Raw genomic sequence first — 22,957 nt, 5'->3', positions numbered from 1 at the left:
CAACAAAAATCGGCCCGGAATGCGCCCGGGCCGGGGTCTCTCAACCCTGGCAGGATAGCACCACGCGCTGCAGCGTCGCGTGGGCGAAGAGCTTGGCATTGAGCGGATGCGAGGCAAGGCGGCGCTGCTTCGTCAGCCACTGCGCGGCATCGGCCACCTGGGCCGCGCGCACGCGCTTGCCGATCGCGCCGACATCGCCCGCCAGCGCCGGAAAATAGCGCACCGGCGCGCCGCTCGCGGCCAGCATCAGATCGGTATAGAAGCGTTGCAACGCGTCCAGCCACTCGGCCGCGGGCAGCTTCTCGACGGCCTCCGCCAGGCTGCCCACATCGGGCTGTCGCCCGGCGGCCAGCGGCTCGGTGAGCTGCGTGAGCCAGGCGGGCACCGGGCTGTCGCCCTGCTGCGCCAGGCGCAGCGCGCCCAGCGGCGCGCCGCCCGCGGCGGCCAGCCAGCCCTCCGCGGGACGCACGCCCTGCTCGCGCAGCCACGCCAGGGCCACGTCGGGCGCGGGGGCGGCCAGCGGCAGGCGGCGGCAACGCGACACGAGCGTGGGCAGGAGCCGGTCGGGCGCCTCGATCACCAGCAGAAACACCGTATTCGGCGGCGGCTCTTCCAGCACCTTGAGCAAGGCATTGGCCGAGATGATGTTCAGGGCCTGCGCCGGGTACAACAAGGCCACGCGATAGCCACCGCGGTGAGTCGCGGTGTTGAACCACGACTCCAGCGACCGGATCTGGTCGATCCGGATTTCCTTGGAAGGCGCGCGCTTGCTCGCGCCGGTCGGCGCCGCCTCGGCGCCGTCCTCGCTGTCGGGAGCGGCGTCCGCGCCCTCCTCGAGCGCCACGGCCTCGGGCCGGATGCGGCGCAGGTCGGGATGGTTGCCGCTCTTGACCCAGCCACAGGCGATACAGGCGCCGCAGGCCAGGCCATCGCGCGGCGACTCGCACAGCAGGCTGGCGGCCGCGGCGGCGGCGAAATCGAGCTTGCCGATCCCCGCGGCGCCGTGGATCAGCCAGGCATGCGCGAAGCGTTCACGATGGCCGAGCCACGCACGCGCGGTGGCCTCGTGCCACGGAAGAAATTGCGCCAGACTCATGCCGCGGACGCGGCGGGCACGCCCGCCTCACGCAGAAAGGCCTCGACGTCGGCCGCCAGCGCGGCGCGCACCTGCTCGAGCGACTGGCTCGCGTCGATCACGTGGATGCGGGCGGCGTCGGCGCCCGCGCGCGCCTGATAGGCTGCACGGGTGCGCTCGAAGAACGCCTGCTGCTCGCGTTCGAAACGGTCCGGCGTGCGCGCGGCCGTCATGCGGGCACGCGCGACCTCGAGCGGCACATCGAACAGCCAGGTGCGGTCCGGCGCGAGCGGCGGTTGCATCCATTGTTCGAGCACGGCGATGCGCGCCGCGCCGAGTTCGCGGCCGCCGCCCTGATAGGCGTAGGTCGCGTCGGTATAGCGATCGCACACCACCCAGGCGCCGCGCGCCAGGGCCGGCGCGATCACCTGGCGCAGATGTTCGGTACGGGCCGCGAACATGAGCAGGGTTTCGGTGTCCAGGCCCATGGGCTCGTTGAGCACCAGCTCGCGCAGCTTTTCGCCCAGCGGCGTGCCGCCGGGCTCGCGCGTGGACACGACCTCCAGGCCGCGCGCACGCAGGGTCTCGACCAGCCACGCGATGTGCGTGCTCTTGCCGGCGCCATCGACGCCTTCGAGCGTGATGAAGCGTCCTCGTTGGGTCATTGATTCTGCCCTTGTCCCAGGATGTAGCGGGCGACGTTGCGGTTGTGCTCGGCCAGACTCACCGAGAACTCGCTGGTGCCGTTGCCGCGCGACACGAAAAAGATGAACTTGTGTTTTTCGGGCTGCACCGCCGCCAGCAGCGCGGCCCGGCCCGACGCCGCGATCGGCGTGGGCGGCAGGCCCGGACGGGTGTAGGTATTCCAGGGCGTGTCGGTCTGCAGATCGCGCTTGCGGATGCGGCCCTGGTACGCCTCGCCCATGCCGTAGATCACGGTGGGATCGGTCTGCAGCAGCATGCCCAGGCGCAGCCGGTTGGCGAACACGCCCGAGACGCGCGCGCGCTCCGGGCCATGGCCGGTTTCTTTCTCGACGATGGACGCCATGATGAGCGCCTCGTAGGGCGTGGCCAGCGGCAGATCGGGCGCACGCTGGGCCCAGATATCGGCCAGCACCCGCTGCCCTTCGTGGTAGGCCCGGCGCAGGATGTCGTAATCGGTGCTGCCCGGCGTGAAGACATAGGTGTCCGGGAAGAACATGCCCTCGGGATGTTTGATATCGGACCCGAGGCGCTCCATCAGCGCTTCGTCGCTCACGCCCTCGAGCGTCTGTTTGATGTCGGGGTGCGCGGCCAGCGCGGCCCGGATCTGACGGAAGTTCCAGCCCTCGAGCAGCGTCAGCGTGCGCTGCGACATATCGCCGCGCGCCATGCGCTGCAGCAGCAGCCAGGGGGTATCGCCGTTGATGGCCTGATAACCGCCGGCCTTGATCAGCTTGTCCTGCTCGGACAGGCGCGCCATCCAGACGAACCCGGGCTCCCAGACGGGCACCCCGGCCGAATTCAGGGTGCGGGCGATCACGCGCGGGCTGGCGCCCGGATCGACCACGAAGTCGACGCGGTCGGCGGCCAGGTGCATGGGCCGGTGCATCCAATACCAGGCCCCGCCTGCGGCGACGGCGCCCGCCAGAACGGCCAGCAACAACGTCAGCAGAACGAAAAAGCGGAAGCGTTTCATCATAAGTGAGCGAGAGTGTAATGGATCGGACGCGACGCCGCCGTGTCATCCGTCCCTGTTGGTGACACGGACTTGCGACGCCGCGCCCGCCGTGGCGGGTATCATGAACAGCAGTCGCAACCACTCTGGGGCGCGGGTCAAACCGGCGCCTTCCGTCCATGCACGCATTCTTAAATTCGATTCCCCCCGCGCGCGAAGGTTCGCCCACCTGCGCGCCGCTCGCCGGCTTCCGCGTGATCACCGCCGCGGGCAGCGACGCGCTCGCCTTCCTGCACGGCCAGGTCACGCAGGACATCACCGGGCTCAAGCCCGAGGCCGCCGCGCTGGCCGGGTACTGCACCGCCAAGGGCCGTCTGCTCGCCACCATGGTGGCGTGGCGCGCCACCCAGACCGACGACCCCGAGGGTCCGCAGCTCCACGCGCTGGTGCGCGACGATCTGGCCGATGCGCTCATCAAGCGCCTGGGCATGTTCGTGCTGCGGGCCAAGGCTAAGCTCTCCAGCGCCGATCTGCAGGCCGGCGGCGTCACCGCCGCGCCGGCGCAGGTCGAGGCCCTGGCGGCGGCCGCGGGCGGAGATCTGCCGCATGTGCCGTGGCAACGCGCCGAGCTGCCCAGCGGCACCTGGATCGGTGCCCCGTCGGCCGACACCCAGCGCCGCTGGTGGTGGATCGCCACCGCCGCGCAGTTCGACAGCCACGGCGCCGCGCTGGCCGCCCTGCTCGGCCGCACCGACGAAGACAGCTGGCGCGCCGCCGACCTCGCGGCCGGGCTGCCCTGGATCGCCCAGGCCACGCAGGATGTCTTCATCCCCCAGACGGTCAACCTGGATCTGATCGGTGGCGTGAACTTCCGCAAGGGCTGTTATCCCGGCCAGGAAGTGGTGGCGCGCAGCCATTACCGCGGCACGGTCAAGCGCCGCATGGCCTATGGCACGCTGGCCGACGGCGGCCCCGTGGCCGCCGGCACCGATGTGTACGATGCCACCCAGCCCAACGAACCCTGCGGCCGCGTGGTCGACGCGGCGGCGCTGGGCCGGCATGTCGCGGTGCTGTTCGAAACCACGCTGGCCAGCCTGCCCGCCGGCGCCCTGCATCTGGGCGCCCCCGACGGTCCGGCGATCACCGTGGCCGCGCTGCCCTATCCGATCGAGCCCGACGCGTCCTGACACAGGCACACGGCCGGCCTGAATGCGGGCCGGCCGTGCCCGGCGGACCCCGCGCTACACCGACACGTCGAACAGCGCGCCCACGCCGGCCGTCAGCGCGATGGCGAGTGCGCCCAGCACGGTTACCCGCAACGCCGCGCGCCCCATGGGCGCGCCGCCGGTCCGCGCCGCGATCGCGCCCAGCGCCCCCAGACCGATCACCGATCCCACCATCACCACCGGGATCAGCACGCTGAGCGGTGCCAGCACCGACAGCAAGAGCGGCAAGGCCGCCCCCGACGCGAACGAGCACGCCGAGGCCAGCGCCGCCTGGACCGGCCGCGCGCGGTTATGCGGCGAAATGCCCAGCTCGTCACGGGCATGCGCGCCCAGCGCATCATGCGCGGTCAGTTGCCGCGCCACCGTGCGCGCCACATCCGGCGCCACGCCACGCTTCATGTAGATCAACGCGAGCTCGTCGAGCTCCTCGCCGGAATTCGCTTTCAGGGCCGCGCTCTCGATGCGCAGGTCGGCCTCTTCGATGTCGAGCTGCGATTGCACCGACACGTATTCCCCGGCGGCCATCGACAGCGCACCGGCCACCAGCGCGGCCACGCCCGAGGTGAGAATGGCTTCATGGCTGGCCTGGGCCGCCGCGACGCCGGCGATCAGGCTCGCCGTGGACACGATGCCATCGTTGGCACCCAGCACGGCCGCGCGCAGCCAGCCCGCGCGATTGATTCGGTGATGATCGGGTGGCGGCATGCCTAGCCCCTTCAGACAGCCACGGCGGCTGCGTCCGGAGTATAAGAGCGGCGCCGGCACGCCGCCATGCTCAGCGCGGCGTCACGCGTACCGTGGTCAGCAGGCCGACCAGGCACAGCGTGGCCTCGGCGCCGCGCCAGGCGTGCATCTCGACCTGGCAGACCTGCAGGCGCCTGCCTTCCTTGAGCACGCGGCCCTGCGCCACGAAACGCTCGCCGCCCGCCGGCGCCAGGAAGTTCATCTTGAACTCCGAGCTCAGCACGTCCTCGCCCGGCGCAAACAGGCTGTAGGCCGCGTAGCCGCCGGCGCTGTCCGCGATGGTGGTGGAAATGCCCGCGTGCAGATAACCATTCTGCTGGCAGAGGTCGGCCCGGTAAGGCAGCTCGATCGTGACCTGTCCGGGCGTCACGTCGCCCAGCCGTGCGCCGATCAGATGCATGATGCTCTGGCGGTCGAAGCTGGCCTGCACGCGTGCGCGGACCTCGTCGTGGGATTCAGCGGAAGTCATGGAAGCCGTGTGATGGGTGCCGGGCCGGGCGCGGCCGGCGCGCGGCGGTGACCCGCCCGCGGCCCGGGCGCCCCGGAGCCGCGGCGCAGGCGCTCAACGCGACGCGTCGTCGGCGTAGAGGTTGACGATGCTGGAGAAGTCGAGGCGGCCGCTGCCGCCCTTGCTGTGCAGCGCATACAGGTTGCGCGCCAGCTCGCCCAGCGGGATCGACGCCCGGCTGTCGAGCGCGGCCTCGGCGGCCAGCCCCAGGTCCTTGAGCATCAGGTCCACGCCGAAGCCGCCGGCGTAGCCCTTGGATGCGGGCGCGTGTTCCATCACGCCCGGCCAGGGGTTGTAGAGCTCGGTGGCCCAGTTGCGGCCCGAGCTCTTGGCGATGATGTCCGACAGCACCTTCGGGTCGAGGTCATTGGCCACGCCCAGCGCCAGCGCCTCGGACGTGCCTGCCATCAGGATCCCGAGCAGCATGTTGTTGCAAATCTTGGCGACCTGCCCGGCGCCGGCGGCACCGGCGTGAAAGATGTTCTTGCCCATGTTCTCGAGCACGGGCCGCGCCCGCGCCAGCGCCTGCTCGGGGCCGCCCACGATGAAGGTCAGCGTGCCGGCGGCCGCGCCGCCGGTGCCGCCCGATACCGGGGCGTCGATCATCGGAATGCCACGCGCCTCGGCCGCCGCGGCCACCTTGCGGGCGGCGTCCGGCGCGATCGTGCTGCAGTCGATGACCAGCGTGCCGGTGGCGATCTTGCCGAGCAGATCGTGTTCTAGGTAGAGCCCTTCGACATGGCGGCTGGCCGGAAGCATGGTGATCACGACTTCCACACCGGCCACGGCGGCATCGGCCGACGCGGCGGCGCGCGCCCCGGCGTCGGTCAGCGTCTTGACCGCGGCGGGCACCAGGTCGAATACCGTGACCGCGTGGCCCGCCTTCAGCAGGTTCAAGGCCATCGGCGCCCCCATGTTGCCCAGCCCGATGAATGCAATACTGCTCATGATGCTCGTCTCCAAGTGGTGCGCCGGCACGGATGCGCCGCGCTTTTATGTTTTGTGCGCTGTCGCGCGGATGGCGCCCGTCAGCCGAGCTCCGCGCGACCGAGGTCTTCGAGCGGATGCTCCGTGCCTTCGGGCCAGGGCTCGACGAAGAACTGCTGCACCCAGGCATCGGTCGCGTCTTCGAGCGTGGCCGGATGCCAGCGCGGGCGCTTGTCCTTGTCGATCAGCAGCGCGCGGATGCCTTCCTGAAAGTCGCCGTAAGAGGTCGCGACGAGCGCGGCCACGTATTCCGCGCGGAACACGTCCTCGAGCGAGCGCAGACGCAGGCGGTTCTGCAGCGCGAACGCCAGGCGCGCCGAGCCGGGCGAGCCGGCCAGCATGGTCTGGGCGGCACGCGCCAGCCAGGGATCGGCGTGATCCTTCAGCTCGGCGATCTCTTCATACACTTCTTCGAGGCGATTGCTGCCGGCCACGCTGTTGACCAGGAACGCGTTGTGACGCAGCGGACCCGGCTCGAGCGGCGCGGACGGCTCATGCGCCAGCAAGACCTGGCGTAGCAGGCCGTCGTTGATCGAACGCGGCGCGATATTGCCCGTGCCCGGGCCGCCCGGCTGGGCCGCCCAGGGCTCGTGCAGCAGGGCCTCGTTGAAATCGTCCCAGCGCGCCGTATCGAGGCGGAAATCCGCCATGCCGGCATAGAACGCGTCGGAGCCATTCAGGTTAGCGCCGGTCAGCGCCAGAAACAGGCCGGTGCGGCCGGGCATGCGGTTGAGCAGCCAGCTGCCCCCCACGTCCGGAAACAGGCCGATCGTGATCTCGGGCATGGCCATGCGCGTGGTCTCGCTGACCACGCGATGGCTCGCCCCCATCATCAGCCCCATGCCGCCGCCCATCACGATGCCGCTGCCCCAGCACAGGATGGGCTTGGGAAACGCGTGAATGCGATAGTCGAGGCGGTACTCGTGCTCGAAGAACCTGCGGGCGTAGGCATTGGCCCAGGGCCCCTCGCCCTGATGCTCTTTCATGCTGCGATACAGCCCTTGCAGATCGCCACCGGCGCAGAAGGCGCGGTCGCCCGCCCCTTGCAGAATCACCAGCGCCACGGCCGGATCCACCGCCCAGCGTTGCAGGCGCTCATCGAGCAGGTCGACCATCTCGAGCGACAGGCCATTGAGCGTCTGCGGGGCATTGAGGGTGGCCACGCCGATGCGCGAGCCGTTATCGGCGATCCGTTCTTCGAACAACACAGGGGAAGTCATCGTATATCTGCTCCTTTCTCCAACAACTGACGCGCAACGATCACTCGCATGATCTCGTTGGTGCCCTCGAGTATCTGATGGACACGAGTATCGCGCACAAGGCGCTCCAGCGGGTAGTCCCGCAAATACCCATAGCCGCCGTGTATCTGCTGGGCGTCGAGGCAGATCTGAAACCCCATGTCCGTGGCGAAGCGCTTGGCCATCGCGCAGTAGGTGCCCGCGTCGGGCGAGCCCGCGTCGAGCTTGCACGCCGCCAGCCGCACCATCTGGCGCGCCGCCACGAGATGCGTCGCCATGTCGGCCAGCTTGAACTGCAGCGCCTGGAACTCCGAGAGCTTGCGATTGAACTGGCGCCGCTCGTCCATGTAGCGGCGCGCGGCATCGAGCGCGCCCTGCGCGGCGCCCACCGAGCAGGTGCCGATGTTGATGCGGCCGCCGTCCAGGCCTTTCATGGCGAACTTGAAGCCCTCGCCTTCCTGGCCCAGCAGGTGGTCGGCCGGCACGCGCACGTTCTCGAAGGTGATGGGCCGGGTGGACTGGCTGTTCCAGCCCATCTTCTCTTCCTTGCGGCCGTACGTGATGCCGGCGCTGTCGGCCGGCACCGCGAAGGCGCTGATCCCGCCCGCGCCCGCGCCGCCGGTGCGCGCCATCACGAGCAGCAGATCGGTGTCGCCCCCGCCCGAGATGAACGCCTTGGCGCCGTTGAGCACGTAGCTGTCGCCATCGCGTTCGGCGCGGGTCGAGAGCGAGCCCGCATCGGAGCCAGCGCCCGGTTCGGTGAGACAGTAGGAGGCGAGCTTCTCGCCGCTCGCCAGCAGCGGGCCCCAATGCGCCCGCACCTCGGGCTTGGCCCATTCACCGATCATCCAGGTGACCATGTTGTGAATGGTGAGGAATGCCGTGGTCGACGGGTCCACCGCCGCCATTTCTTCGAACACCAGCGTGGCGTCGAGCCGGGGCAGGCCCAGGCCGCCGATCTCTTCGCTGGCATAGATCGCGCAGAATCCGAGCGCGCCGGCGCGGGCGAAGGCCTCGCGCGGGAAGATGCCCTCGGCGTCCCAGCGCGCCGCGTGCGGCGCGAGCTCGCCCTGCGCGTAGTCGCGCGCGGCCTGGGCGAACGCCCGTTGTTCTTCGGTGAGTTCGAGATCCAAAGCCCGTCTCCTGATTATTGTCGGTATGGTCTTATGGGATTGCTGCGGCCTCGTGAACCGTCGCATGCCCATTCTGGCATGACGTTGACGTAAACGTAAGACCGCGACGCCGATGTTACGGCGTACGCCGCCGGCCGGCTGTCTTGCGCAAGACAATCGGGGCGGCGCCCACGGACAAAAATCAGGGACGAATTAAGCGGCGAGAACCGGTGGCTACAGCAGCCCGGCCGGACGGGTGCGACCGCCCTTGGCGGCCGCCGTGGCGCGGCGGTGGGCGTCGCGCCGGCGTCGCGACTCCTTGGGATCGAAGCTTAGCGCGCGGTAGATCTCGACCCGGTCGCCATCGGCCAGCACGGTCTCGGGCCCCCGCAGCTGACCGAGCACGCCCACGCCGTGGGCCAGCGCGTCGACCCCAGGGAAGGCCTGCGCGAAGCCGCTTTCGGCGAGCGCCCGCGCCAGCGTGGCGCCGGCCGGCAGGCGCAGCTCGCGCGACCACACATCGTGCGCCCGCGCATAGCAGACGCTCACGGCGATGTGGCCAGGCTCACTCGCCATACACCTGCCCTGCCCGCTTGGTGAACGACTCGATGAAACTGCTGGCAATCCGGTTGAACACCGGCCCCACCACCATCTCGAGCGCGCGGTTCGAGAACGCGTACTCCATGGTGAACAGCACCTTGCAGGCATCTTCGGCGAGCGGCTGGAATTCCCAGTGCCCCACCAGCATCGAGAACGGCCCATCGACCAGCTCGAGGTCGATGCGGCGCGGGAAGTCGTGGGTGTTGCGCGTGGTAAAACGCTGCTTCAGCCCGGCAAAACTGATCGTCACCGAGGCCTGCATGCCGTGTTCGTCACGCGACTGGATCTCGGCACCACCACACCAGGGCATGAATTCCGGGTATTTATCGACATCGGCCACCAGCTGAAACATCTGGGCGTCGCTGTAGGGCACGAGGACGGAACGTTGGACTTTGTGCATCGGCTATCGCAAATGGCTAGAATGGCAAGATTTTACCGGTATCGCGCGCCCCATTCATTGCGTCTATGAGCATCATCGAAAACCGCAAGGCCACGCACGACTATTTCATCGAAGATCGCTTTGAGGCCGGCCTGGTCCTGGAAGGCTGGGAGGTCAAGGCGATCCGCGAAGGACGCGTGCAGCTCAAGGAGAGCTACGTCATCGTACGCGATGGCGAGTTGTTCCTGCTGGGCATGCACGTCAGCCCGCTGCCCACGGCCTCGACACACATCCATCCCGACGCCGTGCGCACGCGCAAGTTGCTGCTGCACAGCGAAGAAATCAGCAAGCTGATCGGCAAGGTCGAACAGCGCGGCTTCACGCTGGTTCCCCTCAATCTGCACTACAAAAACGGCCGCATCAAGCTGGACTTCGCGCTCGGCCGCGGCAAGAAGCTGTACGACAAGCGCGACACCGCCCGCGAAAAAGACTGGCAGCGCGAACGCGAGCGCGTCATGAAACACGACACCCGCAGCAAGCCGCGCGACTGAACCCGGCCCACGCCCTGCCCCCGCCCCTGTGCGCGGGGGTGGTGCCCCCCTGCGCCCTGGGCGTGCGCAGCGCGCACGCTACACCGGGACGCTGGTATCCATCACCACGCGGTTACGGCCGCCCTGCTTGGCCGCATACAGCGCGCGGTCGGCGCGCTCGATCACGTCGGCCAGGCTCTGCTCGTCGTCCCAGCGCGCAATGCCCGCGCTGAAGGTGTAGCTCACGACATGCTCGCCATGGCGGCACGGCACGGCCGCCACCGCCGCGAGCAGGCGCTCGGCCGCCAGCCGGGCGTCCTGCAGCGACGTGCCCGGCATCGCCACCACGAACTCTTCTCCGCCCAGGCGTCCCAGCACATCGCTCGCACGCAGCGCCGTCGCGGCCAGCGTGGCGAAGTGGCGCAGCACCGCGTCGCCACCGGCGTGGCCACAGCTGTCGTTGATGCGCTTGAAGTTATCGATATCGAGGACCAGCACGGCGACCGAGGCGCGGCCACGGCGCGAATGCGCGCCCAGGCGCTGCACCTCGCCCCACCAGGCCTTGCGCGACAGCACGCCCGTCAGAAAATCAATGTTGGCCTCGCGCTCGCGCTCGGCCAGCATGCGATCGTGGATCATCAGGATGAAGCCCAGCGTGAGGCTCGGCATCACGAGCACGCCCAGCGACAGGAACAGCACGTTCCAGAAGGTGGGCGACATCATCACCACCGACTGTTCGAGGTCGGCGCCATACACCACCATGCGCACCGCATGGCCGATCACCGCCGTCACCATGAGCGCGAGCGTGAACACCTCGCTGTAGCGCCAGCCCCGCTTACGCTCGAGCGACCAGATCTGATAGCCCAGGGACGCCAGGATCACCAGGTGCAGACCGGACGCCGCCACGATGCGCGCGGCGAGGTTCCAGTGCACGTAGGTGAAGAAGAACAGCGTGCCCATCAGCAGCGCGAGGCCCAGCCCGAGCCGGCGCCACGGCACCGCCAGCCCGAGAAACTGGCGGAAGCCCGCGTAGAACAGGCAGATGCCCCCGCTCATCAGCAGGTTGGCCACCATGATCGACAACCACCAGCCATCCTGACGCGTCTGGCCGGTGAAGGCGACCAGCGCCACGATCGTCAGGACATTGGACCAGAGCGCCGCGCGAATGCCGGCGATACCGCTGCGTGCCAACGACCCCAGCACGCAGAGCGCGATGAAGGCCGCGAGCGCGGTGATGAGGAGCAGATTGACCGGTGCCAGCATGGCGTGAGTGCGCATACGGCGCCGCCACCCCCGGGGCAGCGGCGCCGTATGCGCAAGGATGGAATCAGGGCGTGCGGGTGGATTTGACGATGGACATGGCCGATGCCACGAGCCCGCCCATGTCGGAGAGGGTCGAGGGCACGATGAGCGTATTGCCTTCCTTGGCCACCTTGGCGAAGGCATCGACATACTGCTCGGCGACCTTCAGGTTGACCGCCTCCATGCCGCCCGGCAGCTTGACCGCTTCGCCGACCTGCGCGATGGCGCGGGCATTGGCCTCGGCGATCGCCACCACCGCGGCGGCCTCGCCCTGGGCCTTGTTGATCTGCGCCTGCTTTTCACCTTCGGAGCGGGCGATCGCCGCTTCGCGTTCGCCGGTGGCGATGTTGATCTGCTCCTGGCGGCGGCCCTCGGAGGCGGCGATCAGCGCGCGCTTCTCGCGCTCGGCCGTGATCTGCGCCTGCATCGCGCGCAGGATTTCGTTGGGCGGGGTGAGATCCTTGATCTCGTAGCGCAACACCTTCACGCCCCAGTTGAGCGCGGCCTCGTCGAGCGAGGCGACGATGGTGCTGTTGATGAACTCGCGCTCTTCGAAGGTGCGGTCGAGTTCGAGCTTGCCGATCACCGAGCGCAGCGTGGTCTGCGACAGCTGGGTGATGGCCAGGATGTAGTTCGACGAGCCGTACGAGGCGCGCATCGGGTCGGTGACCTGGAAGTACAGCACGCCGTCGACCTGCAATTGCGTGTTGTCACGCGTGATGCAGACCTGGCTCGGCACGTCGAGCGGGATTTCCTTGAGCGAGTGCTTGTAGGCCACGCGTTCGATGAAGGGGATCACGAAGCCCGCGCCCGGCGACAGCACGCGATCGAACTTGCCCAGACGCTCGACCACCCAGGCGTGCTGCTGCGGCACGATGGCGATGGCCTTGACGATGATGATCAGCGCCAGCAGCAGCACCACAAGCAAGACGATGGTAGAAATATCCAGCATATTCACTCCAGAAGAATTGCGCGGGCCCGCTGCCCGCGCATGAGTCTCAGCGCGCCGCGGGCGCGCCGGCCGGCGCGTCGTTGCGCGGCGTGAGGACCAGCACGGAGCCCCGCACCGCGGTGATGCGATGCGCGCCACTGACGCGCGGCGCCCCTTCGGCCAGCCGCGCCTGCCAGTGCGCGCCGCGGTACCAGACGCGCGCATCGCCGTCGGCGGACCAGTTCTGCACGTCGACGGGCTGCCCGATGTCGAGGTTGACGTCGGCATTGCCTTCGGCGTCGACCTCGCGCTTCTTGAGCACGCCGGAGCGGCGCAGCACGAGCAGGCCCACCAGGGAGACGCCCGCGCAGATGAGGATCTGCCACTGCAGATCGAGACCGCCCCAGGCTGCCAGGCCGCCCGCGAGCATGCCCAGTGCCACCAGGAGCAGATAGAAAGTGCCGGAACTCAGCTCGCCGATAAGCGCGAGCGCTGCCATGCCGAACCAGAACCACATGCTGACGACCCCCTGTACAGACCTCGGTCTTTAACGAATTGTACGGGCTTTCGCCGCCCTCGCCGATGACAGCGCCACGGTGGCGGTATCATGCAGACTCTCCGCGCGCCGCGCGGCTCCCACATTGCGTTTCACTCGACACCATGAGCTCCGTTCCCGCCCTGCCCGTCCTGATTCTGCACACCGGCGATCCCGCGCCGGACCTGGCCAGCCAATACGGTGGTTACGGCGAGATGCTGCGGCTGGCCGCGGGCCTGTCGGCGGGCGAGGTCGAGATCGTGCGGGTCTGGGAAGGCGAGCAGCCGCGCGCGCCCGGGCAGTACCGCGCCGCGCTGCTCACCGGCTCGCCCGCCATGGTCACCGATCTCGAACCCTGGAGCGAAACCTGCGCCCAGTGGCTGCGCGATGCGGCACGCGCCGACCTGCCGATGTTCGGCATCTGCTACGGCCATCAGCTGCTCGCGCACGCGCTCGGCGGCGAGGTCGGCTACAACCCGGCCGGCCGCGAGCTGGGCACCATGCCCATCGATCTCGCCCAGGAGGCCGGCGCCGACCTGCTGCTCGCCGGCCTGCCCGACCGTTTCGACGCGCAGATGATGCACGCCCAGACCGTGCTGCGCCTGCCCGAGGGCGCCGTCTCGCTGGCCCGCTCGGCGCTCGATCCGAATCAGATTCTGCGCTACGGTCCGCGCATCTACAGCACCCAGTTCCATCCCGAGTTCCAGCCGGCCTTCGTGGCGGATCACATCGTGCAGTACGCCGAGCCGTATGGCCGCGAAGGCCTCGATACCGCCGCGCTGCACCGGGGCGTGACCGACACGCCGCAGGCCGCGACGCTGGTACGCCGCTTCCTGGCGCTGCATGCCATGCGCCAGGACGACGCCATCGCCGCCTGAGACCGCGACCGCATTCGGCCGCGGGCCGCCCCGCGCGGGGCGCGACCGGCGCCCGGCCATGAAAAAAGCCTTGCCAGCAGATGCCGGCAAGGCTTTTTCACAAGCGCGGCGCGAGCCGCGCTGGCGCTTACTTGGCCAGACGCTGCCAGGTATCGACAACGGTGTCCGGGTTGAGCGACATCGACAGAATGCCCTCGTCCTTCAGCCACTGCGCGAAGTCCGGGTGGTCGCTGGGGCCCTGGCCGCAGATACCCACGTACTTGTTGGCCGACAGGCAAGCCTGGATCGCACGGCGCAGCATGAACTTGACGGCGTCGTCGCGTTCGTCGAAGTCGGCGGCGAGCAACTCCATGCCGGAGTCACGGTCCAGACCGAGCGTAAGCTGGGTCATGTCGTTCGAGCCGATCGAGAAGCCGTCGAAGTGCTCCAGGAACTGCTCGGCCAGAATGGCGTTGGACGGCACTTCGCACATCATGATGAGCTTCAGGCCGTTCTCGCCGCGCTTCAGGCCGTGCTTGGCGAGCAGATCCACCACGCGCTTGGCCTGATTCACGGTACGCACGAAGGGCACCATGATCTCGACGTTGGTCAGGCCCATTTCGTCGCGCACCTTCTTCAGCGCTTCGCATTCCATGCGGAAGCACTCGGCGAAGTCGTCGGCGATGTAGCGCGACGCGCCGCGGAAGCCCAGCATGGGGTTCTCTTCCTCGGGCTCGTAGCGCGAACCGCCGACCAGCTTGCGGTACTCGTTCGACTTGAAGTCGGACATGCGCACGATCACCGACTTCGGATAGAAGGCGGCGCCGATGGTGGCGATCCCTTCGGCCAGCTTCTCGACGAAGAAGGCGCGCGGGCTGGCATAGCCACGGGCGGCCGACTCAACGGCCTTCTTGAGCTCGCCATCGACGTTCGGATAGTCGAGCACCGCCTTCGGGTGGATGCCGATGTTGTTGTTGATGATGAACTCGAGGCGGGCGAGGCCCACGCCGGCGTTCGGGATCTGCGCGAAGTCGAAGGCGAGCTGCGGGTTGCCGACGTTCATCATGATCTTGACGTCGATCTCGGGCATGGCGCCACGGCGCACTTCCTCGACTTCGGTTTCGATCAGACCGTCATAGATGCGGCCTTCGTCGCCCTCGGCGCACGACACGGTGACCGCCTGGCCTTCCTTCAGCACATCGGTGGCCTCGCCGCAGCCGACCACGGCGGGAATGCCGAGCTCACGCGCGATGATGGCCGCGTGGCAGGTACGGCCGCCGCGGTTGGTGACGATGGCGGAAGCACGCTTCATCACCGGCTCCCAGTTGGGATCGGTCATGTCGGTGACCAGCACGTCGCCCGGCTGGACCTTGTCCATTTCGGACACGTCGGCCACGATGCGGACCGGACCCGCGCCGATCTTCTGGCCGATCGCGCGGCCGGTGATCAGCACCTGGCCCGTCGCCTTCAGGCGATAGCGCAGTTGCACGTCGTTGACGCCCTGCTGCGACTTCACGGTTTCGGGACGAGCCTGCAGGATGTAGATCTTGCCGTCGACGCCGTCACGGCCCCACTCGACGTCCATCGGACGCTTGTAGTGCTGCTCGATGATCACGGCGTAGCGCGCGAGTTCGGCGACCTCGTCGTCGGTCAGCGAATAACGGTTGCGCTCGGACACGGGCACGTCGACGGTGCGCACGGCGCGGCCTTCGGTGCGCTCGGGATCGAACTCCATCTTGATGAGCTTGGAGCCGATGCGGCGGCTGACGATCGGGTAGTGACCGTTGGCGAGCGAGGGCTTGAAGACGTAGAACTCGTCGGGGTTGACGGCGCCCTGCACGACGGTTTCGCCCAGGCCATACGACGAGGTGATGAACACGACGTCCTGGAAGCCCGACTCGGTGTCGATGGTGAACATCACGCCGGCGCTGCCCTTGTCGGAACGCACCATGCGCTGGATGCCGGCCGACAGCGCGACGTCGGCGTGGGCGTAGCCCTTGTGCACGCGATAGGAGATCGCGCGGTCGTTGTAGAGCGACGCGAACACGTGGCGGATCTTGTCGAGCACGTCGTCGATGCCGACGACGTTCAGGAAGGTTTCCTGCTGGCCGGCGAACGAAGCGTCGGGCAGGTCTTCGGCCGTGGCGGACGAGCGCACGGCGAACGAGCCCTTGCCGTCGGCGTCGAGCGCGGCAAAGGCAGTGCGGATGGCGGCTTCGAACTCGGCCGAGAACGGCGCGTCGATCAGCCACTGACGGATCTCGGCGCCGGCCGAGGCCAGTTCGCGTACGTCTTCGGGGTTGAGGGTGGAGAGACGATCGGCGATGCGCTTGTCCAGACCGCTATCCTTCAGGAAGTCGCGGAACGCATCGGCGGTGGTCGCGAAACCACCCGGCACGCGCACGCCGGCGCTTGCCAATTGACTGATCATTTCACCCAGTGATGCGTTCTTGCCTCCTACCGAGTCCACATCCGTCATGCGGAGCTGCTCGAACGAAACGACGTACGACATTAAAGTCACCTTTTACAATGGAAAGAAAGCGAGTTTGGTAAGTGCAGCGAGGACGCGGTTTTGACCGCTCCGACTGCGCTGACCAAACTGGCCTTGGACCGCCCTTGGGGTGACTCTTACAGGGGAGGAATTGTACCCGCTCGGGTAGACCCGAACCCTGATCTGGTTGGAATTTTTTACATATGACGCAAACGCCCATCGAACGCACCGTCTACATCGTTTCGGACAGCACCGGCATCACGGCTGAGACCTTCAGCCACTCGGTCCTGTCCCAGTTCGATCAGGTGCAATTCAAGCCGGTCCGCCTGCCCTATATCGACACCCTCGAGAAGGCCAACGAGATCGCCGCCCGCATCGACCGCAACGCCCAGGAAACCGGGGTGCCGCCGATCGTCTTCAGCACGCTGGTCAACCCCGAAATCCTGGCCCGCGTGCGGCAGGCCAACGGCGTGTTCCTGGACCTGTTCGGCACCTTCGTGAGCCACATCGAACAGGCCCTGGGTCTGAAATCGAGCCACTCGATCGGCCGCTCGCACATGGCCGCCAACTCCGAGAAATATAGGAACCGGATCGACGCGATCAACTTCAGCCTGGCCCACGACGACGGCCAGTTCGTGAACCAGCTCGATCAGGCCGACGTGATCCTGGTGGGCGTGTCTCGCTGCGGCAAGACCCCGACCAGCCTCTACCTGGCGATGCAGTACGCCATCAAGGCGGCCAACTTCCCGCTCACGCCGGACGACTTCGAGCGCGGCACGCTGCCCAAGACCATCGCGCCGCATCGGGCCAAGCTCTTCGGCCTGTCGATCCAGCCGGAGCGCCTGGCCGAGGTGCGCAACGAACGGCGTCCGAACAGCGCCTACGCGCAGCTCGAACAATGTCGCTACGAGGTCGCCGAGGCCGAACGCATGATGCGCCGCGAGGGCATCTCGTGGCTCTCGAGCACGACCAAATCGATCGAAGAGATCGCCACCACCGTGCTGCAGGAAGTCGGGCTGGGCCGCTGATGGCCAGGTGGTGGGGCCGCTGACGCCCCGCTGAGTGGCCGCTGAGTGGCCGCTGAGGGGCCGGCTGATGGGCCGCTGAGGGCCCGCTGAGTGGCCGCTGGAAGCCCCAGACGGGCCGCTGATCGGGAGCTTTCAGGCGGGCGGCGCCGTCGGGCGCCGCCCGCCGGCCCTATTGGCGCATCTCGACGGGCAGCGCCACCGGTGTCTTCAGCGGCGCGAACGCCTGCTCGCCGGGCAGGTAAAAGCCGACCAGCCTGGCGCGGGCGATCACCAGCCAGGCCTCGACCTGGCGTGCGCCCTGCAAGGTGAAACCGCGGTCCAGCGGGCGATACACGTCGCCCTGCACGATGGCACCCACGCGGCGCCACTGCGAGCCGGAGGCAATGGTCTGCACCGCGCCGCCGGACAGCGTCGCCGTCACTTCGCGCGAGACCGCGATCTGGCCGCGCGAATCCAGGTCCGCCACCGGGATCAGGCGCGCACGCTGCGTGTCGAGCGAAATGCATCCGCTCAGGGCCACCAGGCCCGTCAGCGCCAGCACCAGGCGCGCCACAAACAACGAAGATCCACGCATGCCAACTCCTGGGGACGGAACGCCGCCAGTATAGGCGGACTGTTGCGCGAAGGGATCGGATTTCTGATCCGCGGACCATCCGGCCCGTGCCGGAGCCGCCGTCAGCCCGCCAGACGCTGGCGGCGCTGCTCGAACAGACAGATGGCGGCCGCCGCGCCGACGTTGAGCGACTCGACCGCCTCGGTATCGTGGGGGATATAGACCTTCAGGCCCGCGCGCGCCAGCAGGGACGCCGCGACGCCCTGCCCCTCGTGACCGAACACCCAGGCGCAGGCGTCGGGCAGCGCGGCGCGGTACAGGCTCTGGCCGCCGTCCAGGGCCGTGGCCACCAGCGGCGCGGCGAGGCGATCCAGCACCGCATCCAGATCGAGATGTTCGTGGATGTCCAGCGCGAAATGTGCGCCCTGGCCGCTGCGCAGCACCTTGGGCGACCAGGCCGCGGCGCAGCCCGTGGCCAGCAGCACGCGCCGGATGCCGGCGGCCGCGCAGGTGCGCAGCAAGGTGCCGACGTTGCCGGGATCCTGGATGCGGTCGAGCAGCACGCAGTCGCCCTCGATGCGCTCGGGCAGATCCGGAGCCGGGGGATCGACCACGAACATGACGCCCTGCTCCGCTTCGACCGTGGCGACCGCGTGCAGCAGGCGCGTGTCGAGCGCGAGACAGCTTTCGGGCGGCACGGCGTGCGCCAGCTTCGCCAGCGCGGGCTGATCCAGCCGCGCCACATCGAAGATCGCCTGACGCGGCATGCCGACCTGGGCGAGCCAGGCTTCGCACAGATGCACGCCGTCGAGGATCGCGGGCGCGCCGCGCTTGCCCGCGCCCTGCGCGAGCTTGGCGAGCGCCTTGACGGCGGGATTGTCGCGCGAGGTGATGTGTTTCATGCGGGCAGCACGGCGGATTCGCCGGTGAGCACCGTCACGACCGGCGCGCCCGGGATCAGGCAGGCCTTGATCGGCGCGAAGCTGCGGCGGTGCGCGGGACACGGGCCGTGCTCGCGCAGGCGCTCGAGATGCAGCGCCGTGCCGTAGCCCTTGTGCTGATCGAACGCGTATTGCGGATACTCGAGATGCAGACGCAGCAGATCGGCGTCGCGCGCGGTCTTGGCCAGGATGGAGGCCGCCGAAATCGCGGGCACCAGCGCATCGCCTTTGACTACGGTCTGGATCGCGCAGCGCAGCCGCGGCGACTGATTGCCGTCGACCATGGCGAGCTCGGGCGCATGCGCCAGACCCAGCACCGCGCGCTCCATCGCCAGCATCGTCGCCCGCAGGATGTTCATCGTGTCGATCTCGTCGACCGTGGCGCTGGCGATGCACCAGGCATGCGCGTGCGACTGGATCTCGGCCGCGAGCGCCTCGCGCCGCGCGGCGTTCAGCACCTTGGAATCGGCCAGCCCGTCGATCGGGCGGTCGGGATCAAGAATCACCGCGGCGGCGTAGACGGCGCCCGCCAGCGGGCCACGGCCCGCCTCGTCGACACCGGCGACCGCGCGCGGCGCGAACACCGGCGCGCCGAACATATCCGCCTGGACGGTGACCTCAACGCGCGCCATGGGCGACCTCGAGAATGGCCTGGGCGGCGAGTTGGGGCGTGTCGCGCAGCAGCTCCTGGTGCATGGCCGTGAAACGCGCCTCGACCCGGTTGCGGTTGGCGTCGTCCGTCAGCGCGATCCAGGTGGCGTCGGCCAGCGCCTGCGGCGTCGCGTCGTCTTGCAGCACCTCGGGCACGGCGAAATCACGCAGCAGCACGTTGGGCAGGCCGACCCAGGGCAGATACGGGCGCTGCTGGCCGGACTTCCAGGCCATGATGCGCCGCATCCACGGCGACAGCACGTAGGAAATGACCATGGGACGCTTGTACAGCGCGGTCTCGAGCGTGGCGGTGCCGCTGGCCACCAGCACCGCGGTGCTGGCCTCCATGACGCTCCACGCGACCGGCGCACCGCCTCCGCCCTGGCCATCGGCCAGATCGTCGGACGTCACGACGCGCAGATTCTTGACGGGATGCTCGGCCAGCAGCGCCTCGAACTCGGCGCGGCGCTGGGCGTTGACCATGGGCACCACGCACTGCAGGGCCGGATCGCGCGCCTGCAGCAGACGCGCGGCCTCGAGAAAGCGCGGCGCCAGCAGCCGGATCTCGGAAGAGCGGCTGCCGGGCAGGATCGCGAGAATCCTGGCGTCGGCATCGAGGCCGAGGCGGCGGCGCGCGGCGGCGCGGTCGGGTTCCATGGGAATGGCGCCCGCGAGCGGATGCCCGACGTAGGTCACCGGTATGCCTTCCTTGCGGTAGATCTCTTCCTCGAACGGAAAGAGCACCAGCATGTGCGACACCGATGCACGGATCTTGTGGATGCGCTCGTAGCGCCAGGCCCAGATCGAGGGCCCGACGAAATGCACCGTGGGCGTGCCGGCCTCGCGCAACTGCTGCTCGAGGCGCAGGTTGAAATCGGGTGCGTCGATGCCGACGAACACCGACGGCGGCTCGGCCAGCCAGCGCTTCTTTACGTTGCCATAGATCGAGAGCAGGCTCGGGATGCGCTTGAGCGCGTCGACGTAGCCGAACACCGTGAGCGCGTGCATCGGATGCCAGGCCTCGAAGCCACGTGCCAGCATCTGCGGCCCGCCGATGCCCGCGCAATGCACATCGGGGGCTTGCGCATGCAGGCCCCCGATGATCCGACCGGCCAGCAGATCGCCCGAAGGCTCTCCGGCCACCATGCCGATGCGCAGACTCATGGCCGGATGATGCCCCGGTTGGACGAGTCGAGGAAGTCGAGCAGCGTCTGGAGGTGCTCGGCCACGGCGGGCTCGGCTTCCTGGCGCGCACGCAGTTCGGCGCGGGCCAGATCGAGCGACAGCCCGCGGCGGTAGATGATCTTGTAGGCGTCGCGCAGCGCGGAAATCTGCGCCGGCGTGAAGCCACGGCGCTTGAGGCCTTCGGTATTGATGCCCACCGGCCGGCACGGATTGCCCGCGCCCAGCACGAACGGCGGCGTGTCCTGCATGAGCGAGCTGTTGCCGCCCGTCATGCTGTGCGCGCCGATCTTGGAGAACTGATGCACGCCGGTCAGGCCACCCACGATCGCCCAGTCGCCCACGTGCACGTGGCCGCCCAGCTGGACCGAGTTGGCCAGGATGGTGTTGCTGCCGATGTGGCAGTCGTGCGCGATGTGCACGTACGCCATGATCCAGTTGTCGTCGCCGACCGTGGTCAGTCCGCCGTCCTGCACCGTACCGGTGTTGAGGGTGGTGAACTCGCGCACCGTGTTGCGGTCGCCGATCACCAGACGCGTGGGCTCGCCCGCGTACTTCTTGTCTTGCGGCATGCCGCCGATCGAGCAGAAGCGGTAGAAGCGGTTGTCGCGACCGATGGCGGTCACGCCGTCGACCACGCAGTGCGGACCGATCTCGGTGCCGGCGCCGATCGTGACGTTCGGCCCCACCACCGCGTACGCGCCGATGACTGCCGAGCTATCGATTTGCGCGGCGGGATCGACCACCGCGGTGGGATGGATGTTTCCTGACATTTACTCTTCCAGGCTACGGATCGCGCACATCAGCTTGGCTTCCGCCACGAGCTGGCCATCGACCAGTGCACGGCCCTGGTACTTGCAGATCGCACGCGAGAGGCGCTCGGCTTCGACTTCGATGCGCAGCTGATCGCCGGGCACCACCGGGCGACGGAAACGCGCGCCGTCGACACCCACCAGATAATACGCGGTCTTGGCGCCGTCGCATTTCAGGCCGCCGTTTTCATCGGTGAACGAGAACAGCGCGGAGGCCTGCGCCATCGCTTCGATGATGAGCACGCCGGGCATCACGGGGTGATGGGGGAAATGGCCTTCGAAGAACGGTTCGTTGATCGAGACGTTCTTGAGCGCCACGATGGACTTGCCGGGCACCATTTCGAGCACGCGGTCGATGAGCAGCATCGGATAGCGATGCGGCAGACGTTCCATTATCCCCTTGATGTCGAGTTCCATTTTCTTTCCTGCGATATGAGTAAAGTGATGGCGCGAATCGTCAGACGCACGTCCTCTCGGCCCGGCCTGCTCGGCACGGACTGCGGACGTGCTTCCGGCGCCTCGCGCCTTATTCCTGTTCCAGCGTCCGCACGCGGCGGCGCAGTTTTGACAGCTGTTGTATCACGGCGGCGTTGCGCTGCCATTCGCCGTGGTCGGCGTAGGGATACACGCCGGTGTAGCGGCCGGGCTTGTTGATGTTCGAGGTCACGGCCGTGCCACCCGAAATGTGCACGTCGTCGACCAGGACCAGGTGACCCGAAAGCATAGCCGCCCCGCCGATGGTGCAGCGCTCGCCAATACTCGTGGAACCGGCCACGCCCACGCACGCGGCAATCGCCGTGTGCGCGCCGATTCGCACGTTGTGCGCGATCATGATCTGGTTGTCGAGCTTGACGCCGTCGGCAATGACGGTGTCGTCGAGCGCGCCGCGATCGATCGTGGTGTTGGCGCCGATCTCGACGTCGTTGCCCACGCTGACCGCACCGAGCTGAGGAATCTTGCCCCAGGCGCCCTTGCCCAGCGTGGGATCGGGCGCGAAGCCGAAACCATCGGCGCCGAGCACCGCGCCGCTGTGCAGAATGCAGCGCTCGCCCACCTTCACGCCCTCGTACAGCGTGACGCGCGGGTGCAGCACGGTGTCCGCGCCGATCTGCGCGCCCCGGCCGATCACACAGGCCGGACCGATACGGGCATCACGACCGATGCGGACGCCGGCTTCGATGACGCATTGCGCCGCGATGCTGGCACCCGGCTCGATCACCGCGTCGGCGGCCACGATGGCACTGGGATGCACGCCAGGCGGCGCCGGCGGACGACGCGCGGCGTCGAACCACTGAGCCAGGCGGGCGTAAAGCAGATAGGGATGCTTGCAGACGACACGGACGAACGCCGCGTGGCCCTCTTGCTGGAGGGCCGCGGCGACATCGGGTGAGACGATCACCGCGCCGGCGCGCGTCGCGGCCAGCTGGCTTTGATAGCGCGGGTTGGACAGGAAGCTGATTTCCTGCGGACCTGCGCCGGACAGCGTGCCCAGGCCAAGGATCTGCGGGAGATCGCCAGCCTGGGAGGCATCGAGCTGCCAGTCCAGCCCTTGGGTGTTGGCCCCGGCGAGCAAAGCGTCAAGCTTGGGCGCCCGGGCGATATCCAGCAGAACCGGCAT

At 68.3% G+C, this 22,957-nt stretch carries 25 protein-coding genes; 4 read left to right on the top strand and 21 right to left on the bottom strand.

Annotated features, from left to right (window positions below; genetic code table 11):
• Window positions 1–40: 40 nt before the first annotated feature.
• From holB to mltG, 3 genes are read right to left on the bottom strand one after another with little or no spacing between them, the layout of a single operon-like run.
• Window positions 41–1,096 (bottom strand): DNA polymerase III subunit delta', encoded by a 1,056-nt coding sequence (gene holB, locus CAL25_RS08600; protein ID WP_094799562.1) that lies wholly within the window; start codon window positions 1,094–1,096, stop codon window positions 41–43.
• Window positions 1,093–1,740: a dTMP kinase gene (gene tmk, locus CAL25_RS08595; RefSeq protein WP_094799561.1), complete on the bottom strand. Its 648-nt coding sequence runs from the start codon at window positions 1,738–1,740 to the stop codon at window positions 1,093–1,095. Before tmk ends, holB begins: the two co-directional genes overlap by 4 nt.
• On the bottom strand, window positions 1,737–2,756 hold the full coding sequence (gene mltG, locus CAL25_RS08590; protein ID WP_094799560.1) for an endolytic transglycosylase MltG: 1,020 nt from the start codon (window positions 2,754–2,756) through the stop codon (window positions 1,737–1,739). The genes tmk and mltG overlap by 4 nt, the downstream gene beginning before the upstream one ends.
• A gap of 155 nt (window positions 2,757–2,911) precedes the next feature.
• Between mltG and CAL25_RS08585 the strand changes: the two genes are divergently transcribed.
• Entirely contained in the window at window positions 2,912–3,919 is a 1,008-nt protein-coding gene (locus tag CAL25_RS08585) for a YgfZ/GcvT domain-containing protein (protein WP_094799559.1), read from the top strand.
• A gap of 54 nt (window positions 3,920–3,973) precedes the next feature.
• Here CAL25_RS08585 and CAL25_RS08580 read toward each other — a convergent pair whose 3' ends face one another.
• The 7 genes from CAL25_RS08580 to CAL25_RS08550 all read right to left on the bottom strand — a co-directional run bounded on the left by CAL25_RS08580 (window position 3,974) and on the right by CAL25_RS08550 (window position 9,547).
• Window positions 3,974–4,663, bottom strand: coding sequence for a VIT1/CCC1 transporter family protein (locus CAL25_RS08580; protein WP_094799558.1), 690 nt, complete (start codon window positions 4,661–4,663; stop codon window positions 3,974–3,976).
• Window positions 4,664–4,733: 70 nt separating this feature from the next.
• A complete protein-coding gene (locus tag CAL25_RS08575; protein ID WP_094799557.1) occupies window positions 4,734–5,171 on the bottom strand; it encodes a PaaI family thioesterase in 438 nt (145 codons plus the stop codon).
• Window positions 5,172–5,264: 93 nt separating this feature from the next.
• Entirely contained in the window at window positions 5,265–6,158 is an 894-nt protein-coding gene (gene mmsB, locus CAL25_RS08570) for a 3-hydroxyisobutyrate dehydrogenase (protein ID WP_094799556.1), read from the bottom strand.
• 80 nt (window positions 6,159–6,238) lie between these two features.
• Window positions 6,239–7,417, bottom strand: coding sequence for an enoyl-CoA hydratase/isomerase family protein (locus CAL25_RS08565; protein WP_094799555.1), 1,179 nt, complete (start codon window positions 7,415–7,417; stop codon window positions 6,239–6,241).
• Complete coding sequence (locus CAL25_RS08560; RefSeq protein WP_094799554.1) at window positions 7,414–8,568, bottom strand: acyl-CoA dehydrogenase family protein; 1,155 nt, start codon at window positions 8,566–8,568, stop codon at window positions 7,414–7,416. Before CAL25_RS08560 ends, CAL25_RS08565 begins: the two co-directional genes overlap by 4 nt.
• A gap of 213 nt (window positions 8,569–8,781) precedes the next feature.
• Window positions 8,782–9,123, bottom strand: coding sequence for an RnfH family protein (locus CAL25_RS08555; protein WP_094799553.1), 342 nt, complete (start codon window positions 9,121–9,123; stop codon window positions 8,782–8,784).
• Entirely contained in the window at window positions 9,113–9,547 is a 435-nt protein-coding gene (locus CAL25_RS08550; RefSeq protein ID WP_094799552.1) for a type II toxin-antitoxin system RatA family toxin, read from the bottom strand. Before CAL25_RS08550 ends, CAL25_RS08555 begins: the two co-directional genes overlap by 11 nt.
• 65 nt (window positions 9,548–9,612) lie before the next feature.
• Here CAL25_RS08550 and smpB point away from each other — a divergent pair, with 65 nt between their 5' ends.
• Window positions 9,613–10,077, top strand: a complete 465-nt coding sequence (gene smpB, locus CAL25_RS08545; protein ID WP_094799551.1) for an SsrA-binding protein SmpB — start codon at window positions 9,613–9,615, stop codon at window positions 10,075–10,077.
• 78 nt (window positions 10,078–10,155) lie between these two features.
• Here the strand turns inward: smpB and CAL25_RS08540 are convergent, their stop codons facing one another.
• The 3 genes from CAL25_RS08540 to CAL25_RS08530 are packed head-to-tail and all read right to left on the bottom strand — an operon-like array spanning window position 10,156 to window position 12,806.
• On the bottom strand, window positions 10,156–11,334 hold the full coding sequence (locus tag CAL25_RS08540) for a GGDEF domain-containing protein (RefSeq protein ID WP_249278997.1): 1,179 nt from the start codon (window positions 11,332–11,334) through the stop codon (window positions 10,156–10,158).
• Between the two features lie 49 nt (window positions 11,335–11,383).
• Window positions 11,384–12,310 (bottom strand): SPFH domain-containing protein, encoded by a 927-nt coding sequence (locus CAL25_RS08535; protein ID WP_094799550.1) that lies wholly within the window; start codon window positions 12,308–12,310, stop codon window positions 11,384–11,386.
• 46 nt (window positions 12,311–12,356) lie between these two features.
• Entirely contained in the window at window positions 12,357–12,806 is a 450-nt protein-coding gene (locus tag CAL25_RS08530; protein ID WP_094799549.1) for an NfeD family protein, read from the bottom strand.
• Window positions 12,807–12,949: 143 nt separating this feature from the next.
• On the opposite strand from CAL25_RS08530, the gene CAL25_RS08525 reads away from it, so the two are divergent.
• Window positions 12,950–13,702, top strand: coding sequence for a glutamine amidotransferase (locus CAL25_RS08525; protein ID WP_094799548.1), 753 nt, complete (start codon window positions 12,950–12,952; stop codon window positions 13,700–13,702).
• Window positions 13,703–13,829: 127 nt separating this feature from the next.
• Here CAL25_RS08525 and ppsA read toward each other — a convergent pair whose 3' ends face one another.
• Window positions 13,830–16,193 (bottom strand): phosphoenolpyruvate synthase, encoded by a 2,364-nt coding sequence (ppsA, locus tag CAL25_RS08520; RefSeq protein ID WP_094799547.1) that lies wholly within the window; start codon window positions 16,191–16,193, stop codon window positions 13,830–13,832.
• A 182-nt stretch (window positions 16,194–16,375) separates the two neighbouring features.
• On the opposite strand from ppsA, the gene ppsR reads away from it, so the two are divergent.
• Entirely contained in the window at window positions 16,376–17,200 is an 825-nt protein-coding gene (ppsR, locus tag CAL25_RS08515) for a posphoenolpyruvate synthetase regulatory kinase/phosphorylase PpsR (protein ID WP_094799546.1), read from the top strand.
• Window positions 17,201–17,369: 169 nt separating this feature from the next.
• Here ppsR and CAL25_RS08510 read toward each other — a convergent pair whose 3' ends face one another.
• From CAL25_RS08510 to lpxD, 7 genes are all read right to left on the bottom strand, one after another.
• Window positions 17,370–17,774: a hypothetical protein gene (locus CAL25_RS08510; protein WP_094799545.1), complete on the bottom strand. Its 405-nt coding sequence runs from the start codon at window positions 17,772–17,774 to the stop codon at window positions 17,370–17,372.
• Window positions 17,775–17,875: 101 nt separating this feature from the next.
• Window positions 17,876–18,655 (bottom strand): TrmH family RNA methyltransferase, encoded by a 780-nt coding sequence (locus tag CAL25_RS08505; RefSeq protein WP_094799544.1) that lies wholly within the window; start codon window positions 18,653–18,655, stop codon window positions 17,876–17,878.
• The gene (gene rnhB / locus CAL25_RS08500) at window positions 18,652–19,326 is read right to left on the bottom strand and encodes a ribonuclease HII (protein ID WP_432759232.1); all 675 of its coding nucleotides are present in this window, start codon (window positions 19,324–19,326) and stop codon (window positions 18,652–18,654) included. Before rnhB ends, CAL25_RS08505 begins: the two co-directional genes overlap by 4 nt.
• The gene (gene lpxB, locus CAL25_RS08495) at window positions 19,313–20,509 is read right to left on the bottom strand and encodes a lipid-A-disaccharide synthase (RefSeq protein ID WP_094799543.1); all 1,197 of its coding nucleotides are present in this window, start codon (window positions 20,507–20,509) and stop codon (window positions 19,313–19,315) included. The genes rnhB and lpxB overlap by 14 nt, the downstream gene beginning before the upstream one ends.
• The gene (gene lpxA, locus CAL25_RS08490) at window positions 20,506–21,300 is read right to left on the bottom strand and encodes an acyl-ACP--UDP-N-acetylglucosamine O-acyltransferase (protein ID WP_094799542.1); all 795 of its coding nucleotides are present in this window, start codon (window positions 21,298–21,300) and stop codon (window positions 20,506–20,508) included. Before lpxA ends, lpxB begins: the two co-directional genes overlap by 4 nt.
• Window positions 21,301–21,756, bottom strand: a complete 456-nt coding sequence (fabZ, locus tag CAL25_RS08485) for a 3-hydroxyacyl-ACP dehydratase FabZ (protein WP_094799541.1) — start codon at window positions 21,754–21,756, stop codon at window positions 21,301–21,303. It lies immediately after the preceding gene.
• 109 nt (window positions 21,757–21,865) lie between these two features.
• Window positions 21,866–22,957, bottom strand: coding sequence for a UDP-3-O-(3-hydroxymyristoyl)glucosamine N-acyltransferase (lpxD, locus tag CAL25_RS08480; protein ID WP_094799540.1), 1,092 nt, complete (start codon window positions 22,955–22,957; stop codon window positions 21,866–21,868).

This window comes from Bordetella genomosp. 5 (assembly GCF_002261315.1).
Classification (GTDB): Bacteria; Pseudomonadota; Gammaproteobacteria; order Burkholderiales; family Burkholderiaceae_B; genus Bordetella.
The sequence above is the reverse complement of the archived record's forward strand: the minus strand, read 5'-3'. Positions and strand labels throughout refer to the sequence as shown.